The 15,736-nt window shown below is 69.4% G+C and carries 12 protein-coding genes, 1 tRNA gene, 1 pseudogene and 1 riboswitch; of the genes and pseudogenes, 10 read left to right on the plus strand and 4 right to left on the minus strand.

Translation table 11 applies throughout. The features are described 5' to 3' along the window. The first annotated feature begins 9 nt into the window (after positions 1 to 9). Positions 10 to 1,020 (plus strand): nucleoside triphosphate pyrophosphohydrolase, encoded by a 1,011-nt coding sequence (locus ACFY1E_RS37765; RefSeq protein ID WP_389084471.1) that lies wholly within the window; start codon positions 10 to 12, stop codon positions 1,018 to 1,020. On the opposite strand, the gene ACFY1E_RS37770 is transcribed toward ACFY1E_RS37765, so the two are convergent. Beyond that, a complete protein-coding gene (locus ACFY1E_RS37770; protein WP_389084473.1) occupies positions 985 to 2,223 on the minus strand; it encodes a cytochrome P450 in 1,239 nt (412 codons plus the stop codon). The two genes, ACFY1E_RS37765 and ACFY1E_RS37770, sit on opposite strands and share 36 nt — an antisense overlap. A 218-nt stretch (positions 2,224 to 2,441) precedes the next feature. Here ACFY1E_RS37770 and ACFY1E_RS37775 point away from each other — a divergent pair, with 218 nt between their 5' ends. From ACFY1E_RS37775 to ACFY1E_RS37800, 6 genes and pseudogenes are all read left to right on the plus strand, one after another. Further along, positions 2,442 to 3,422, plus strand: coding sequence for a transglycosylase family protein (locus ACFY1E_RS37775; RefSeq protein ID WP_389084476.1), 981 nt, complete (start codon positions 2,442 to 2,444; stop codon positions 3,420 to 3,422). 195 nt (positions 3,423 to 3,617) lie between these two features. Continuing rightward, a riboswitch (cyclic di-AMP (ydaO/yuaA leader) is annotated at positions 3,618 to 3,786 on the plus strand. 4 nt (positions 3,787 to 3,790) lie between these two features. Then, a complete protein-coding gene (locus ACFY1E_RS37780) occupies positions 3,791 to 4,468 on the plus strand; it encodes a transglycosylase family protein (RefSeq protein WP_389084478.1) in 678 nt (225 codons plus the stop codon). Positions 4,469 to 4,694: 226 nt separating this feature from the next. Further along, positions 4,695 to 5,981 (plus strand): phosphopyruvate hydratase, encoded by a 1,287-nt coding sequence (gene eno, locus ACFY1E_RS37785; RefSeq protein ID WP_389084480.1) that lies wholly within the window; start codon positions 4,695 to 4,697, stop codon positions 5,979 to 5,981. Between the two features lie 98 nt (positions 5,982 to 6,079). Beyond that, a complete protein-coding gene (locus ACFY1E_RS37790; protein WP_389084483.1) occupies positions 6,080 to 6,556 on the plus strand; it encodes a septum formation initiator family protein in 477 nt (158 codons plus the stop codon). A gap of 25 nt (positions 6,557 to 6,581) precedes the next feature. Continuing rightward, positions 6,582 to 6,983, plus strand: a pseudogene (locus ACFY1E_RS37795) (DUF501 domain-containing protein); the annotation flags it as partial. Positions 6,984 to 7,220: 237 nt separating this feature from the next. After that, positions 7,221 to 8,153 (plus strand): exopolyphosphatase, encoded by a 933-nt coding sequence (locus ACFY1E_RS37800; protein ID WP_389084690.1) that lies wholly within the window; start codon positions 7,221 to 7,223, stop codon positions 8,151 to 8,153. 18 nt (positions 8,154 to 8,171) lie between these two features. Here the strand turns inward: ACFY1E_RS37800 and ACFY1E_RS37805 are convergent, their stop codons facing one another. Beyond that, positions 8,172 to 8,441: a DUF3761 domain-containing protein gene (locus tag ACFY1E_RS37805; protein ID WP_389084485.1), complete on the minus strand. Its 270-nt coding sequence runs from the start codon at positions 8,439 to 8,441 to the stop codon at positions 8,172 to 8,174. 567 nt (positions 8,442 to 9,008) lie between these two features. Here ACFY1E_RS37805 and ACFY1E_RS37810 point away from each other — a divergent pair. Next, positions 9,009 to 10,391, plus strand: a complete 1,383-nt coding sequence (locus ACFY1E_RS37810; protein WP_115907743.1) for an NAD(P)/FAD-dependent oxidoreductase — start codon at positions 9,009 to 9,011, stop codon at positions 10,389 to 10,391. A gap of 181 nt (positions 10,392 to 10,572) precedes the next feature. Continuing rightward, positions 10,573 to 11,868, plus strand: a complete 1,296-nt coding sequence (locus ACFY1E_RS37815) for a class I SAM-dependent methyltransferase (RefSeq protein ID WP_389084487.1) — start codon at positions 10,573 to 10,575, stop codon at positions 11,866 to 11,868. A gap of 60 nt (positions 11,869 to 11,928) precedes the next feature. On the opposite strand, the gene ACFY1E_RS37820 is transcribed toward ACFY1E_RS37815, so the two are convergent. Continuing rightward, a complete protein-coding gene (locus ACFY1E_RS37820; protein WP_389084490.1) occupies positions 11,929 to 14,457 on the minus strand; it encodes an ABC transporter permease in 2,529 nt (842 codons plus the stop codon). Next, positions 14,457 to 15,230, minus strand: a complete 774-nt coding sequence (locus ACFY1E_RS37825) for an ABC transporter ATP-binding protein (protein WP_389084492.1) — start codon at positions 15,228 to 15,230, stop codon at positions 14,457 to 14,459. The genes ACFY1E_RS37820 and ACFY1E_RS37825 overlap by 1 nt, the downstream gene beginning before the upstream one ends. Before the next feature lie 414 nt (positions 15,231 to 15,644). Here ACFY1E_RS37825 and ACFY1E_RS37830 point away from each other — a divergent pair. Then, positions 15,645 to 15,731, plus strand: a tRNA-Leu gene (locus ACFY1E_RS37830). Positions 15,732 to 15,736 lie beyond the last annotated feature (5 nt).

A 15,736-nucleotide genomic window follows, 5' to 3' on the forward strand; every position in this document is an offset into this window, starting at 1 on the left:
GTTCGGATCGTGAACGCAACCAGCTCCGAACAGGCCCCCGGCCGCATCGTCCTGCTCACCACCAGCCACCGCGTCGCGCCCGGCCTGCTGTCGTGGCCCGCCTGGCAGGCCCTGCACGCCGCCGACCGGGTGCTGTGCTCGGACGGCGCCCACCCGCAGCTGCCGTACCTGCGGGAGGCGGGCATACGGGTCGACGAGGCCGCCCCCACCGCCGAGGAGCTGGTCGACGCGTGCGCCGGCGGCCGTACGGTCGTGGTGGTCGCGACCGGCGAGGGCGAGCCGGCCCTCACCGACGGCCTGGCCCGCCTAGCCGGCTCCGGACGGATACAGATGCCGGAGCTGGAGCTGCTCCCCGCCTCCTACGACCTCCCGGGCGCCCGCCTCCTGGACCTCGTCCAGGTCATGGACCGCATCCGCGCCGAGTGCCCGTGGTCGTCACAGCAGACCCACAAGGGCCTGGCGAAGTACGGCATCGAGGAGGCGTACGAACTCGTCGAGGCGATCGAGGAGGGCGACCGCGAGGAACTGCGCGAGGAACTGGGCGACGTCCTGCTCCAGGTGGTCTTCCACGCCCGGATCGCCGAGGAGGACCCGGACGCCCCCTTCTCCGTCGACGACGTGGCCGCCGGCATCGTCGCCAAGCTCATCCACCGCCACCCGCACGTCTTCGGTGACGAGACCGCCGCCACGCCCGAGGAGGTCAAGGAGCACTGGCTGCGCACCAAGGCGGTCGAGAAGCAGCGCACCTCGGTGACGGAGGGCATCCCGCTGGGCCAGCCGGGCCTGGCCCTCGCGGCGAAGCTGGCCTCGCGGGTGCGGACGGCGGGCCTGGACGTGCCGCTGCCCCAAACGGAGGGCGTCGGTTACGAGTTGCTCGCGCTGGCGGTGCGCGCCGAGGCGGCGGGCGTCGACCCGGAGGCCGCGCTGCGGGCGGCCGCCCGGGCCTACCGGGACGCGATCAAGGAGACGGAGGGCAGGAGCCGGTCAGGCGGCGGTGAACCGCACGGGCAGGTCTCTTAGCCCGCGCATGATGAGCCCGCCCCGCCAGCGCAGCTCGGCGGGGTCGGCGGCGAGCTCGAGATCGGGCAGGCGGCGCAGCAGCGTCTCCAGGGCGGTGCGGCCTTCGAGACGGGCCAGGGGGGCGCCGAGACAGTAGTGGATGCCGTGGCCGTACCCGAGGTGCTGGTTGTCCCGGCGGGAGAGATCGAGCGTGTCGGGCTCCGGGAAGCGTGCCGGGTCGCGGTCCGCCGCGGCCAGGACGACCAGGACGGGGTCTCCGGTGGCGATGCGCTGCCCGCCGATGGTCAGCGGCTCGGTGGCGAAGCGCCAGGTGGCCAGTTCCACCGGGCCGTCGTAGCGGAGCAGCTCCTCTATACCGGTGTCGAGCAGTGCGCTCTCACCGCGCCCGATCGACTCCTGGAGCCGCTGCCGCTGCCCGGGGTTGCGCAACAGCGCATAGGTCCCGTTGCCGATCAGGTTGATGGTGGTCTCGAAGCCGGCGAAGAGCAGCACGAAGCACATCGCGGCGGCCTCGTTCTCGGTCAGGTGCTCGCCGTGGTCGGAGGCGCGGATGAGACCCGAGATCAGGTCCTCGCCGAGGTCGCTGCGCTTGCGGTGGATGAGTTCGGCGAGATAGCCGCGGATCTTCTTCACGGAGCGGGCGACACCGCCGCGCGGACCGCCGCCGTGCCGGATCATCATTCCCGCCCAGTCGCGGAAGTCGTCCTGGTCCTCGCGCGGGACGCCGAGCAGATCGCAGATCGCGTAGATGGGGAGGGGGAAGGCGAAGTCGTGGATGAGATCCGCCTGCCCGTGCGGCGCGAACCGGTCGATGAGGTCGTCCGTCAACTCCTGCACCCGCGGCGCGAATTCGGCCACCCGCCGGGGGGTGAAGGCCTTGGAGACGAGGCGGCGCAGCCGGGTGTGGTCCGGCGGGTCGATATTGAGCAGATGCGTCATGAGATTGGCGCTGCGCTCACCCGGGATACCGGTCCTGCTCTTGCCCTGCGCGTCCTCGGCGTGATGCTCGGGGTTCTTCGAGAGCCGCCCGTCCGCGAGCGCCTGACGTGCGTCGGCATAGCGGGTCACCAGCCAGGCCTCGACCCCGCTGGGAAGTCTCGTCCAGTGGACGGGGGAGTGCTCGCGCAGCCAGGCGTAGGCCGGATACGGGTCGCCGGCGAATTCCCAGGTGAAGAGTTCGGGAGCGGTGTTGGGGACGTTCACGGGACGACCGTATCGGGACCCCGCAGGTGGATGCGCCGCCGCGGCTGACGAGTCAAAGATGATGCGCGTTCAAGTCTGTGATCTTCACGTGATCTACGCGGCATTAACTTGTGACAAGTGATCGACACCGGCTACGTTCACGGACCAGCGCGGCGGTATCGAACGCCTGTCGGTGTCATGCGCCGCGCGGTCATTGCTGTCTCGCGAAAGGCCTCCGCATGCTCTCCGGGAACGGTCGACACCGTCGCCCCCGTCAGGCTCCGGCCATCCTCGTCGCGGCCGGAGTGACCGGCTCCGCCATCGCGATCCCGCTCTTCGCCGCGGGTGGCGCCAGCGCCGCCGACGGCACCACGTGGGACAAGGTCGCCCAGTGCGAGACCGGCGGCTCCTGGAGTGAGAACAGCGGCAACGGGTTCTACGGCGGGCTCAAGTTGACCCAGGAGAACTGGGAGAAGTACGGCGGGCTCGACTACGCCCCCAGGGCCGACCTCGCCAGCCGCAACCAGCAGATAGCCGTCGCCGAGAAGCTCCTGGACGACCAGGGCGTCGGCGCCTTCCACACCTGCGGACTGACCTCCGGGCTCACCGAGGACTCGGGTTCGGCCGCCATCGACACCGGCGTGCTGGGCGGCGGTTCCGGTTCGTCTGATTCATCCGGTGCGTCCGACTCGACCGGTCTGTCCAACTCCTCGGGCAGCGCTTCCGATAGGTCCTCTTCTTCGGATTCGTCCTCCGGCTCGTCCTCCAGTGCCTCCCCTTCGACCTCCGCGAGTGCGACGGACAACTCCACCGAATCCGGCACATCCGCCTCGCCGTCCACCTCTGCGTCCAAGAAGGCGACGGGCGACCCACAGGGTGCCGACAGCTCGTCGACAGACAAGGCGAAGGGGGACGACTCGGACAATCTCGAGCCCCCGGCGTCCACTTGGACCCTCGTCGACACCGGTACGACCGGCACCGGCCGCCACCGTGGCGCCAGCGCCGACGAGACGGCCGACAAGGCCGCCGACAGGACCGAGGCCGACGGCGGCACGCACGACACGTACACGGTCCATGCCGGTGAGACCCTCGCCTCCATCGCCGACTCCCTTGACCTGGACGGCGGGTGGCGTGCGCTCTACGCCGCCAACAAGAACGCCATCGGCACCGACCCGAACCACATCTTCGCCGGTCAGACCCTGAAACTCGGTACCGAATAGGGCGAAAAACAACGGGAGTTCACGTCACACTTCGCCACTGAATGTCCGGTTTAGTGAAAGTGTGGGATGAGTCTCAGAAGCCCTGATCGTCTTTGAAATTCGACGGATCGCGTGTCTACCGTCGTCACCGCTCGTCAACACGAGCCCCGGCTGCCGCAACGCCGAATCCTGCCAGCGGCCGTACGGGAACAGTCGTCGCGTAAAGCGCCGTAGGCAGGAGCGGGGGACCCAAGGTAGGTGCCGGCCCGGGCAGTTGACGGGCGGCTAGGGGTGTAGCCGTGTCTCGTGAGAGCGAGAGCGCGGCCGGGCAACTCAACCGGCCCGAACCCGACAGCTCACCTCGCAGGCGTCGGTGAGGGGATCGAACCATGCTGTTTTCCGGCAAGGGCAAGCACCGCCGTCCGTCCAAGGCCACCCGCGTCGCCGCGCTGGCCGGCGTCACCGGCGTCGCCATCGCCGCTCCGCTGATGGCGGCCGGCAACGCTTCCGCCGCCACCGCCTCCGAGTGGGACAAGGTCGCCCAGTGCGAGTCCGGCGGCAACTGGTCCATCAACACCGGGAACGGCTACTACGGCGGCCTGCAGTTCTCCGCCTCCACCTGGGCCGCGTACGGCGGCACCGCCTACGCCCCGCAGGCCAACCAGGCCAGCAAGGCGCAGCAGATAGCCGTCGCCGAGAAGGTCCTCGCCGCGCAGGGCAAGGGCGCCTGGCCGGTCTGCGGCACGGGCCTGTCCGGTGCCGCCTACAACGGCAGCGCCCCCGCCACGAACACCACCCACTCCGACTCGCAGGCCGCTTCCCGCTCCGCCGAGCGCCCGGCCGCGAAGACCGAGAGCACGAAGAGCGCGAAGACCGTCACCACCCCGACCGGCAAGAAGGTCAAGAAGGGTGACGGCGAGTACAAGGTCGTCAAGGGCGACACCCTCAGCTCGATCGCCGAGAAGCACGGCGTCAAGGGCGGCTGGCAGAAGCTGTTCAAGCTGAACAAGGACATCGTCGAGGACGCCAACCTCATCTACCCGGGTCAGCAGCTGCACCTCAAGTGACAGCCTCGTGATCTCCCCGCTCCGGTGCGTGTTCCCCCGTACGCACCGGGGCGGGGTTTCTTTTTGCCCCCTGCTTTGTCCCCACTCTTTGTTCCGTTCGGAAACAATTTACTCTCGGTTCTGCCCAAGAGGTGGTCGGCAACGTGGCCGATCGGCCTCGGGCGGTTAGGCTCGTCCCGCAGAGCCACCGCGCTACTGCCGTAGCCGTGTCACATCCAAGAAGGAGATGCTCGTGCCGTCCATCGACGTCGTCGTAGCCCGGGAAATCCTGGACTCCCGAGGCAACCCCACGGTCGAGGTCGAGGTCGGCCTCGACGACGGCAGCACGGGTCGTGCCGCCGTCCCGTCCGGCGCCTCCACGGGCGCCTTCGAGGCCATCGAGCTCCGCGACGGTGACCCCAACCGCTACCAGGGCAAGGGTGTCGAGAAGGCCGTCCTCGCCGTCATCGAGCAGATCGGCCCCGAGCTGGTCGGCTACGACGCCACCGAGCAGCGCCTGATCGACCAGGCCATGTTCGACCTGGACGCCACCGACAACAAGGGCTCCCTCGGCGCCAACGCCATCCTCGGCGTCTCGCTCGCCGTCGCCCACGCCGCCTCGGAGGCCAGCGACCTGCCGCTCTTCCGCTACCTGGGCGGCCCGAACGCGCACCTGCTGCCGGTGCCGATGATGAACATCCTGAACGGCGGCTCGCACGCCGACTCCAACGTGGACATCCAGGAGTTCATGATCGCCCCCATCGGCGCGGAGTCCTTCTCCGAGGCCCTGCGCTGGGGCACCGAGGTCTACCACACGCTGAAGAAGGTCCTGAAGAGCAAGGGCCTGGCCACCGGCCTCGGCGACGAGGGCGGCTTCGCCCCGAACCTCGGCTCCAACCGCGAGGCCCTCGACCTCATCCTCGAGGCCATCAAGGAAGCCGGCTACGCCCCCGGCGAGCAGGTCGCCCTCGCGCTCGACGTGGCCGCCTCCGAGTTCTACAAGGACGGCAAGTACCTCTTCGAGGGCAAGGAGCGCTCCGCCGCGGAGATGACGGAGTACTACGAGGAGCTGGTCGCGGCCTACCCGCTCGTCTCCATCGAGGACCCGCTGTTCGAGGACGACTGGGCCGGCTGGAAGGTCATCACCGACCGCCTCGGCGACAAGGTGCAGCTCGTCGGCGACGACCTGTTCGTCACCAACCCCGAGCGCCTCGCCCGCGGCATCGAGGAGGGCACCGCCAACGCCCTGCTCGTCAAGGTGAACCAGATCGGCTCGCTCACCGAGACCCTGGACGCCGTCGAGCTGGCCCAGCGCAACGGCTTCAAGTGCATGATGTCCCACCGCTCCGGCGAGACCGAGGACGTCACCATCGCCGACCTGGCCGTCGCCACCAACTGCGGTCAGATCAAGACCGGTGCCCCGGCCCGCTCCGAGCGCGTCGCCAAGTACAACCAGCTGCTGCGCATCGAGGAGATCCTCGACGACGCCGCGGAGTACGCGGGCCGCAGCGCCTTCCCGCGCTTCAAGGGCTGACCCAACCTGGGCTAAGCCTTAGCCAGTCGTACGTACGTCCCCGTACCGGTCCCGTACCGTGTGCGGGGACGTACGCACGTGTGACGGGAGGCGGGGACATGGCCGTGAAGGACCGGGACCGGTTCTCCACCGCGACCAGGATCAGGCTGCTCGGCGAGCAGACGGCGGCCCGGGTCTACCGCTCCCAGACCAAGCGGCAGGCCCGCCGGTCGCGGCTGACCGGCCGGGCGGCGCTGCTCGCCCTGGTGCTGTGCTCGATGGTGGTGGCGCTGGCGTACCCCATGAGGCAGTACGTCTCCCAGCGCTCCCAGATCGCCGATCTCCAGCGGCAGAAGGAGCAGGCCGCGGCGCGGGTCGAGCAGCTGCGCGACCTCAAGGCGCGCTGGCAGGACGACGAGTACGCCGAGCAGCAGATCCGGCTGCGGCTGCACTATGTGCTGCCCGGGGAGACGAGTTACGTCGTGATCGACCCCAGCGTGGCCAAGCAGTCGCGCTTCGAGCAGGGCGCGGGCCACCGCCCCTGGTACACGAACGTCTGGGACGGGGTCGACAAGTCCGACGCCTCCGCCCAGTGAACCGACAGAGGAATTCAGTACAGGCATGGATACGCCCCCGCCGCCCACCCCGCGCACCGAGCCCACCGACGCCGATGTCGAGGCCTTCAAGCGGCAGCTCGGGCGGCCGCCGCGCGGGTTGCGCGCCATCGCGCACCGCTGCCCCTGCGGCCAGCCGGACGTCGTGGAGACGGCCCCCCGACTGCCGGACGGCACGCCCTTCCCGACGACGTACTACCTGACGTGCCCCCGTGCCGCCTCGGCGATCGGCACGCTGGAGGCGAACGGCGTCATGAAGGAGATGACGGAGCGGCTCCAGACGGACCCGGAGCTGGCCGCCGCCTACCATGCCGCGCACGAGGACTACATCGCGCGCCGTGACGCCATCGAGGTCCTGGAGGGCTTCCCGAGCGCGGGCGGTATGCCCGACCGGGTGAAGTGCCTGCATGTACTGGTGGGCCACTCGCTGGCCGCGGGCCCGGGCGTCAACCCGCTGGGCGACGAGGCGATCGCGATGCTGCCGGAGTGGTGGCTGAAGGGGCCGTGCGTGCAGCCGCTGGTGGCGCCCGACCCGGCGGACGAGCACCCGGGTGAGGAGGGTGAGGTCACCGACCCCACCGAGGTCCGCAGCGGCTTCTTCGCGTACGCACCGCTCGTCCCCGCCGGCTTCAGCCGGGTCGCGGCCGTGGACTGCGGTACGAACTCCATCCGGCTCCTGGTCGCGGACGTGAACCCGGCGACGGGTGAACTGCTGGAGCTCGACCGGCGCATGACGATCGTGCGGCTCGGACAGGACGTGGACCGGACCGGGCGGCTGGCCCCCGAGGCGCTGGAGCGGACGTTCGCGGCCTGCCGGGAGTATGCGGAGGTGATCCGCGACCTGGGTGCCGACAAGGTGCGCTTCGTGGCCACGTCGGCCTCCCGGGACGCCTCCAACCGCGACGAGTTCGTACGGGGCGTCGTGGACATCCTGGGTGTCGAGCCCGAGGTCATCTCCGGCGAGCAGGAGGCGGAGTTCTCCTTCACCGGGGCGACCAAGGAACTGAAGGGGCGTGACGACCTCGGCCGTCCCTATCTGGTGGTCGACATCGGCGGCGGCTCGACCGAGTTCGTCGTGGGCGACGAGCGGGTGCGCGCGGCGCGCTCCGTCGACGTCGGGTGCGTGCGGATGACCGAGCGGCATCTCGTCCGGGACGGCGCCGTCACCGACCCGCCCACCGAGGAGCAGATCGCGGCCATGCGGGCCGACATCGAGCGGGCCCTCGACCTCGCCGAGGAGACGGTCCCGCTGCGCGAGGCGCGCACGCTGGTCGGCCTGGCGGGGTCGGTGACGACCGTGTCGGCGATCGCTCAGGAGCTGCCCGAGTACGACTCGCAGCGCATCCATCACTCCCGGATCTCCCACGACAGGGTCCGCGAGATCACCGAGTGGCTGCTGCACTCCACCCACGCCGAGCGCGCGGCCGTCCCCTCCATGCACCCGGGACGCGTCGACGTGATCGCCGCGGGCGCCCTCGTACTGCTGTCGATCATGGAGCGGATCGGCGCCGAGGAGGTCGTGGTCAGCGAGCACGACATCCTCGACGGGATCGCCTTCAAGGTGGCGGAAGGCGTCTGACGATCCGGCTGCTGCGGCCTACTTGAACCAGTACCGGACGCCGTGGTGGTGCGAACAGGTGCCCTGCGAGTGGCGCGAGTAGGACAGGGTCGCGTCCTTGCACTTCGCCGTCTCGTACTTGTCCTTCGGCCGCTGGTGGTGCGTCCAGCCGCACACGCCGGTGGTGTGGCTGACGCAGTGGTGGGCCGTGTTGGTGGCAGGCAGAGTGGCCGCGGAAGCGGTCGGTGCGCTGATGAGGACGCCGGCGAGGGCGACGGTGATCGCCGAGGCAGCAAGACGTGCGCGCATATGGAGTTCCTCCCCCTTGAGGTGCGTGGCAGCGGGAGCTTATAGCGGTGTGAAGGACTTGTGGCCTTTGTTGGAGAAGTCATGGAGGTGGCTTTTCGTCCCCGCCCGTCGGGTCGTGGCGTAGGTCTCGATTGTTACCGAGCGGTAGCTCTCGGACGAGCAGGTCGGATAGCGTATGAGCGTGTCCAGGGGACCTTCCGGGGCCCCTGGGCGACACGCCGCCAGGAAAGTTCGTGAAGTTCTTCACAAGGAATTCCGCCCTGTGGAAGCACGAAAAGGGGCCGGTTGGGCCTTCCGGGGGCCGAACAGGCCCTTGAACGTGTTCAGAAGGGGTATGGGAAGCTTCCCTGGAGGACGCTCACGAGGGGGTGTTGCGGAGGGCTCACGGCACCTCCGATGGCGCGGAGAGGCAGCTCACGCGGCATTGACAACGGGACGTAACGCCCCGCGGAGACCTCGCCGCGACCCACCCCGCGGCAGCGAGTCGCGGAGGATAACACACCCCCTGCAAGAGCTTGTGAAGGGGCGCACGAGCGACCCCCCTGGGGCAGGTGGATACTCGATGGCATGAGCACCACGGAGCGTCCCAGGATCCTCGTAGTAGGCGGTGGGTACGTAGGCCTGTACGCAGCTCGGCGCATCCTCAAGAAGATGCGCTACGGCGAGGCGACCGTCACGGTCGTCGACCCCCGGTCGTACATGACCTACCAGCCCTTCCTCCCCGAAGCCGCCGCCGGCAACATCTCCCCGCGCCACGTCGTCGTCCCGCTGCGACGCGTGCTGCCGAAGGCGGAGGTCCTCACCGGCCGGGTCACCACCATCGACCAGGACCGCAAGGTCGCCACGATCGCCCCGCTGGTCGGCGAGGCGTACGAGCTGCCCTTCGACTACCTGGTGATCGCGCTCGGCGCGGTCTCCCGCACCTTCCCGATCCCCGGCCTCGCCGAGCAGGGCATCGGCATGAAGGGCATCGAGGAGGCCATCGGCCTGCGCAACCACGTCCTCGAGCAGCTCGACAAGGCCGACTCCACGACCGACGAGGAGATCCGCCGCAAGGCGCTCACCTTCGTCTTCGTCGGTGGCGGTTTCGCCGGCGCCGAGACCATCGGTGAGGTCGAGGACCTGGCCCGCGACGCGGCCAAGTACTACAAGAACGTGTCCCGCGAGGACATGCGCTTCATCCTCGTCGACGCCGCCGACAAGATCCTCCCCGAGGTCGGCCCCAAGCTGGGCGCCTACGGCAAGGAGCACCTGGAGAGCCGCGGCGTGGAGATCTACCTCTCCACCTCGATGGACTCCTGCGTCGACGGCCACGTCGTGCTGAAGAACGGCCTCGAGGTCGACTCCAGCACCATCGTCTGGACCGCCGGCGTCAAGCCGAACCCGGTCCTGTCCCGCTACGGCCTGCCGCTCGGCCCCCGCGGTCACGTCGACTGCGCCCCGACCCTCCAGGTCCAGGGCACCGACTACATCTGGGCCGCCGGCGACAACGCCCAGGTCCCGGACCTCGTCGGCCGCAAGGCGGGCAACGAGAACGCCTGGTGCCCGCCGAACGCCCAGCACGCGCTGCGCCAGGCCAAGGTCCTCGGCGACAACGTGATCTCCGGTATGCGGGGCTTCCCGCAGAAGGACTACAGCCACGGCAACAAGGGCGCCGTCGCGGGTCTCGGCCTGCACAAGGGCGTCGCGATGATCGTCATGGGCAAGATGAAGATCAAGCTCAAGGGCCGTCTCGCCTGGTACATGCACCGCGGCTACCACGGTCTGGCCATGCCGACCTGGAACCGCAAGGTGCGCGTGTTCGCCGACTGGACCCTCGGCATGTTCCTCAAGCGCGAGGTCGTCTCCCTCGGCGCGATGGAGCACCCGCGCGAGGAGTTCTACGAGGCCGCGAAGCCGGCCCCGGTCGCCGCCGCGCCCAAGGAGAAGACCGAGGCCAAGGCCTCCTGACCGGTTCCGGTCGCTGATCCAACCGGAAGACCTCCCGCCGTCCGTGGTGCGGGGGGTCTTCCGGCGTTTCCGGGGGCGGACGGGCTGGAAGACAAACGCCAACGGGGGACTGCGCTGCACCCCCTTTTTGTTTATACGTGGTGTTGGACATTCCGGGAGTGCTGTCACGGAGGTGTGCGCCATGGCCGACGCCGCTCAGCGGCTGAAGAGCCTCGTCGAACAGTTGCTTGGGGTCCCGCTCCCGGTGCGCATCCGCGCCTGGGACGGTTCGCAGGCAGGGCCGCCGGGCGCACCGGCACTGGTCGTGCGGAACCGGCGGGCGGTACGGCGGCTGCTGTTCAAGCCGGGGGAGCTGGGGCTCGCCCGCGCCTGGGTCGCCGGGGACCTGGACATCGAAGGGGATCTCTACGCCGCCCTCGATCTGATGTCGGAGCTCGTGTGGGAGCGCGGGGAGGACGCCAGGAGCCTGCTGCAGATGGTGCGCGACCCCGAGGTGCGCGCCGCCGCCCGCGGCCTGGTGAAGATCGCCGGGCTCCCGCTGCCGCCCGCGCCGCCCCGCGAGGAGGTCCGCAGAGCCCGCACGCATCTGCACACCAAGCGCAGCGACAAACGCGCCATCAGCCACCACTACGACGTCGGCAACGACTTCTACGAGATCGTCCTCGGCCCGTCGATGGTCTACTCGTGCGCCTACTGGCCCGCCCCCGACGCGACCCTGGAAGAAGCCCAGCGCGACAAGCTCGAACTCATCTGCCACAAACTCGCCCTGACAGCCGGTCAGCGGCTGCTCGACGTCGGCTGCGGCTGGGGCTCCCTGGCCATCCACGCCGCCCGCGAGTACGGCGTGAACGTCGTCGGCATCACCCTGTCGCAGGAACAGGCCGCGTACGCCCGCAAGCGCGTCGCGGACGAGGGGCTGACCGACCGGGTCGAGATCCGGGTGCAGGACTACCGGGACGTCCCCGACGACCCCTACGACGCCATCGCCTCCGTAGGCATGGCCGAACACGTCGGCACGGAAAGGTACTTGGAGTACGCCGAGGACCTGTACCGCCTCCTGAAGCCCGGCGGGCGGCTGCTCAACCACCAGATCGCACGGCGCCCGCAGCGCGACGAGTCCTCGTACAGCATCGACGAGTTCATCGACGCCTATGTCTTCCCCGACGGTGAACTCGCCCCCCTCGGCAGCACCGTCGGGCAGCTGGAGCGCGCCGGGTTCGAGGTCCGGGACGTGGAGGCGATCCGCGAGCACTACGGGCTCACCCTGCGCCGCTGGGTGGCCAACCTGGAGGCCGACTGGCCCCGCGCGATGCGGCTGGCCGGGCCCGGCCGCGCCCGCGTCTGGCGGCTGTACATGGCCGCCTGCGCCCTCGCCTTCGAGCGCAACCGCATCGGCGTCAACCAGGTGCTGGCGGTGCGGACACCCGAGGGCGGAGAGTCCGGGATGCCGCTGCGCGCCCGCACCTGGGGTGCGTGATTCCCGTACGTACGAAGGGGCCCCGTTCGGCGAGCGAACGGGGCCCCGAGCGTCGTACCGCTACTCCGACTTGATCGCCGTCAGCATGTTGAGCCGCGCCGCCCGGCGGGCCGGCCACAGGGCCGCCAGGACGCCGACCGTCGCCGCCAGCAGGAGGAAGACGGCCATCCGGGTCCACGGCAGAACCAGTTCGTACGTCGCCATCTTCGTGCCGAGGAGTTCACCGGCCGCCCAGCCGAAGAACACGCCCAGGCCGATGCCGAGCACCCCGCCGAAGAGCGAGATGACGAGGGACTCCAGGCGGACCATCCGCTTGATGCCCTTGCGGTCCAGGCCGATCGCGCGGAGCATGCCGATCTCCTGCGAGCGTTCGAAGACCGACATGGCCAGGGTGTTGATGACCCCGAGGACCGCGACGATCACCGCCATGGCGAGCAGGCCGTAGAGCATGTTCAGCATCAGCGTGAACATCTGCGCGATGTCGTTCGACAGGTCCTGCTTGCTCTGGACCTTGATGGCCGGGTTGGTGCCGAGGGCCTTCTCCAGCTTGTCCTTGGTCGCGTCCGAGGCGCCGCCCGCCGTCTTGACCAGGACCCGCATGTCGCCCGGGTCGGTCATGTGCGGGGTGACGAGGTTCTTGTCGAGCAGGATGCCCCGGATCAGGTCGTTGCCCTGGTAGATCCCGGAGACCGTCAGACGGGAGGACCTGCCGTCCTCGTAGTGTGCGGTGAAGGACGAACCCGCCTGCCAGCCGTGGGACTTGGCGGTGTCCTCGTCGACGGTCACCTGGGTGCCGCCCACCTTGAAGGTGCCGTTGTCCACCTTCAGGTCGGTCAGCTCGGCGATCGCCGGGCCGTTCACGCCGGTCAGGGACTCGCCCGTGCCGTCGATGCGCGAATAGACGTTGCGCAGGGGACTGGTGGCGGTCACCCCGGCGGTGGAGTTCAGCTTGTTGTCGACGTCCGGGGAGAGCTCGTTGCCGTTCGCCATGGAGACGACGTAGTCGGCCCTGATGGCGGACGAGGCCATCTTGTCGATCGACTTCTGCAGGCTGCCCGCCATCACCGTCATACCGGTGATGAGGGTGAGCCCGATCATCAGCGCGGAGGCTGTGGCGGCCGTACGGCGCGGGTTGCGCACCGAGTTCTGCCGGGCCAGCTTGCCGGAGACGCCGAAGACGCGCAGCACCGGAGCCGCGGCCGCGATCAGCGGGCGGGACAGCAACGGCGTGAGGATGAAGACGCCGATGATGAGCAGGACCGCGCCGAGACCCATCGGCCCTTGGCCGTCCGAGCCGTCCATCGTCGTGGCCGCCAGGACGGTCGCGACGCCCGCGGCACCGAACAGCGCGCCCAGCGTGTTGCGCAGCACCAGCGACTTGGTGGTCGCCTTGGCGTGCACGCTGCTCATCGCGGCGACCGGCGGGATCTTCGCGGCCCGGCGGCCGGGCAGCCAGGCGGCCAGCATCGTGATGACGACGCCCACCGCGAGGGCGCTCGCGACCGTGCCGGGCGAGACGATCAGGGGCCCGTCCGGGACGGTGGCGCCCAGCGTGTTCATCAGGGAGCGCAGTCCGGCGCCGATGCCGATGCCCGCGACCAGTCCGGTGACGCCTGCGACCACGCCGACCACGAAGGCCTCGATCAGCACGGACCGGGTGACCTGGCGACGCGAGGCGCCGACGGCGCGCAGCAGCGCCAGTTCCTTGGTGCGCTGGGCGACCAGCATGGTGAAGGTGTTGGCGATGATGAACGTGCCGACGAACAGCGCGATACCGGCGAAAACCAGCAGGCCCTGCTTCAGCCCGCTCATCGACGCGGAGATCTGCTCGGCCTGGTCGGCAGCGAGCTTCTTGCCGGTGGTGGTCTCGACGAGCTTCGTCCCGAGCGCGTTGTCCAGTCCGGCTTTCAGCGCGGTCTGGGAGGTGCCGGCGGCGGCCTTCACATCGATCTCGTCGTACGTGCCCGGCTTGCCGAACAGCTTCTGTGCGGTGGCCGTGTCGTAGAGGGCGAGGCTGCCGCCCGCCGCGACATTGCCGTCGTCGGTCGTGAAGACGCCGCTGATGGTCGGGGTCAGGACCGGGCCGTTCACGGACAGCCGGACCTTGTCGCCGACCTTGTACCCGGCGCGCTCGGCCGTCTTCGCGTCGATGGCGACCTGGTCCGCGCCGTGCGGTGCGCTGCCGGACTTCAGCGGGTACCGGGCGTCCTTGTCGCCCCAGTAGTTGCCGCCCTGCGACTGGAAGCCGCCGCCGATGAGCTTGCCGTCCTTGTCGGCGATGGCGGTGAAGCCGTTCACGACGCCGACCGCGGACGCGGCCCCCGGCACCTTGGTGCTCCTGTCGAGCATGGCCTGGGTCAGCTCGGGCGTCTTGCTGATCGTGTTGCCCTTGTCCTCCTGGGACTTGGCCCGCACGGCCACGTCGACCCGGTCGAAGCCCTTGGCCGAACTGTTCTGGTAGGCGTCGGAGATGGTGTTGGTGAAGACCAGCGTGCCGGAGACGAACGCGACGCCGAGCATGACGGCGAGCACGGTCATCAGCAGCCTGGCCTTGTGCGCGAAGACGTTGCGCAGTGCTGTGCGGAACATCAGACGGTGCGGCCCTTCGCGTCGAACTGCTTCATGAAGTCGAGCACGTTGTCGGCTGTCGGCTGCAGCATGTGGTCGACGATCTGCCCGTCCGCGAGGAAGACCACCCGGTCCGCGTACGCCGCCGCCACCGGGTCGTGGGTCACCATGACCACCGTCTGCCCCAACTCCCTCACGGAGTTGCGCAGGAAGCCCAGTACCTCGGCGCCGGAGCGGGAGTCGAGGTTTCCGGTCGGCTCGTCGCCGAAGATGATGTCGGGCCGGGAGGCGAGGGCGCGGGCCACGGCCACGCGCTGCTGCTGGCCGCCGGAGAGCTGGGCCGGGCGGTGACCGAGACGGTCCCGCAGCCCCACCATGTCGATGACCCTCTCCAGCCACTGCCGGTCGGGCTTACGGCCCGCGATGTCCATCGGCAGGGTGATGTTCTCCAGGGCCGTCAGCGTCGGCAGCAGGTTGAACGCCTGGAAGATGAAGCCGATCTTGTCCCGGCGCAACTTCGTGAGCTGCTTGTCCTTGAGCGAGCCCAGCTCGGTCTCGCCGATGCGCACGGAGCCGGAGGAGAAGGTGTCGAGACCGGCCACACAGTGCATCAGCGTGGACTTGCCCGACCCGGAGGGGCCCATGATCGCGGTGAACTCGGCCTGCCGGAAGTCGACGGAGACCCGGTCGAGGGCGACCACCTGGGTCTCGCCCTGTCCGTAGATCTTCGAGAGATCCGTGGCTCGTGCGGCCACGGTGGTGGTCGACCGGTCGGCGACGGGTGTGGTGGTCACGGGCAGGAACTCCTCGTGGGACGACGTCTTGAAGGGGACGTGTTCCATCGTGGTGGCCGGAGTCCGCCGTGTAGTCAGCCGCTGTTCCGGTTCCCGGGGGCGACTTCGGAGGGACCCGGATCCGCCGTGTCATACCTGGGGATGACGGGGACCCCTGACGGCCCGGGCTCCGGCGGCCCCGGCGAACACCCCGTCGAGAACCGGTGGAGCACCCTCGTTCGGGCGGTGAAATTCCGTCATTCCGCATACACCGCCGACCGCCGCACGCAAGGCTATTGGCAAGTGCGGATGGCCCGTTCCATGGGCTGATGCACCCTCAGACGTCAATAAAATAAGACAACATCGGTCCGCCGTTCCGCTGTTCGGGGGATGTATCCCGATAGGCTCGGAACCTCGACGCGGAGCCCATGGCCTGCCCGGATGGTGGAATGCAGACACGGCGAGCTTAAACCTCGCTGCCCCTACGCGGGCGTGCCGGTTCAAGTCCGGCTCCGGGCACCACCATG

Origin of the sequence: Streptomyces sp. NPDC001604 (genome assembly GCF_042893475.1) — a bacterium.
GTDB lineage: Bacteria > Actinomycetota > Actinomycetes > Streptomycetales > Streptomycetaceae > Streptomyces.

What these genes read in the sequence shown, in the direction of transcription:
- ACFY1E_RS37775 (WP_389084476.1), top strand. Translation starts at nt 2,442, where the DNA reads ATGCTCTCCGGGAACGGTCGACACCGTCGCCCCCGTCAGGCTCCGGCC.
- ACFY1E_RS37780 (WP_389084478.1), top strand. Translation starts at nt 3,791, where the DNA reads ATGCTGTTTTCCGGCAAGGGCAAGCACCGCCGTCCGTCCAAGGCCACC.
- eno (WP_389084480.1), top strand. Translation starts at nt 4,695, where the DNA reads ATGCTCGTGCCGTCCATCGACGTCGTCGTAGCCCGGGAAATCCTGGAC.
- ACFY1E_RS37790 (WP_389084483.1), top strand. Translation starts at nt 6,080, where the DNA reads ATGGCCGTGAAGGACCGGGACCGGTTCTCCACCGCGACCAGGATCAGG.
- ACFY1E_RS37805 (WP_389084485.1), bottom strand. Translation starts at nt 8,441, where the DNA reads ATGCGCGCACGTCTTGCTGCCTCGGCGATCACCGTCGCCCTCGCCGGC.
- ACFY1E_RS37810 (WP_115907743.1), top strand. Translation starts at nt 9,009, where the DNA reads ATGAGCACCACGGAGCGTCCCAGGATCCTCGTAGTAGGCGGTGGGTAC.
- ACFY1E_RS37815 (WP_389084487.1), top strand. Translation starts at nt 10,573, where the DNA reads ATGGCCGACGCCGCTCAGCGGCTGAAGAGCCTCGTCGAACAGTTGCTT.
- ACFY1E_RS37820 (WP_389084490.1), bottom strand. Translation starts at nt 14,457, where the DNA reads ATGTTCCGCACAGCACTGCGCAACGTCTTCGCGCACAAGGCCAGGCTG.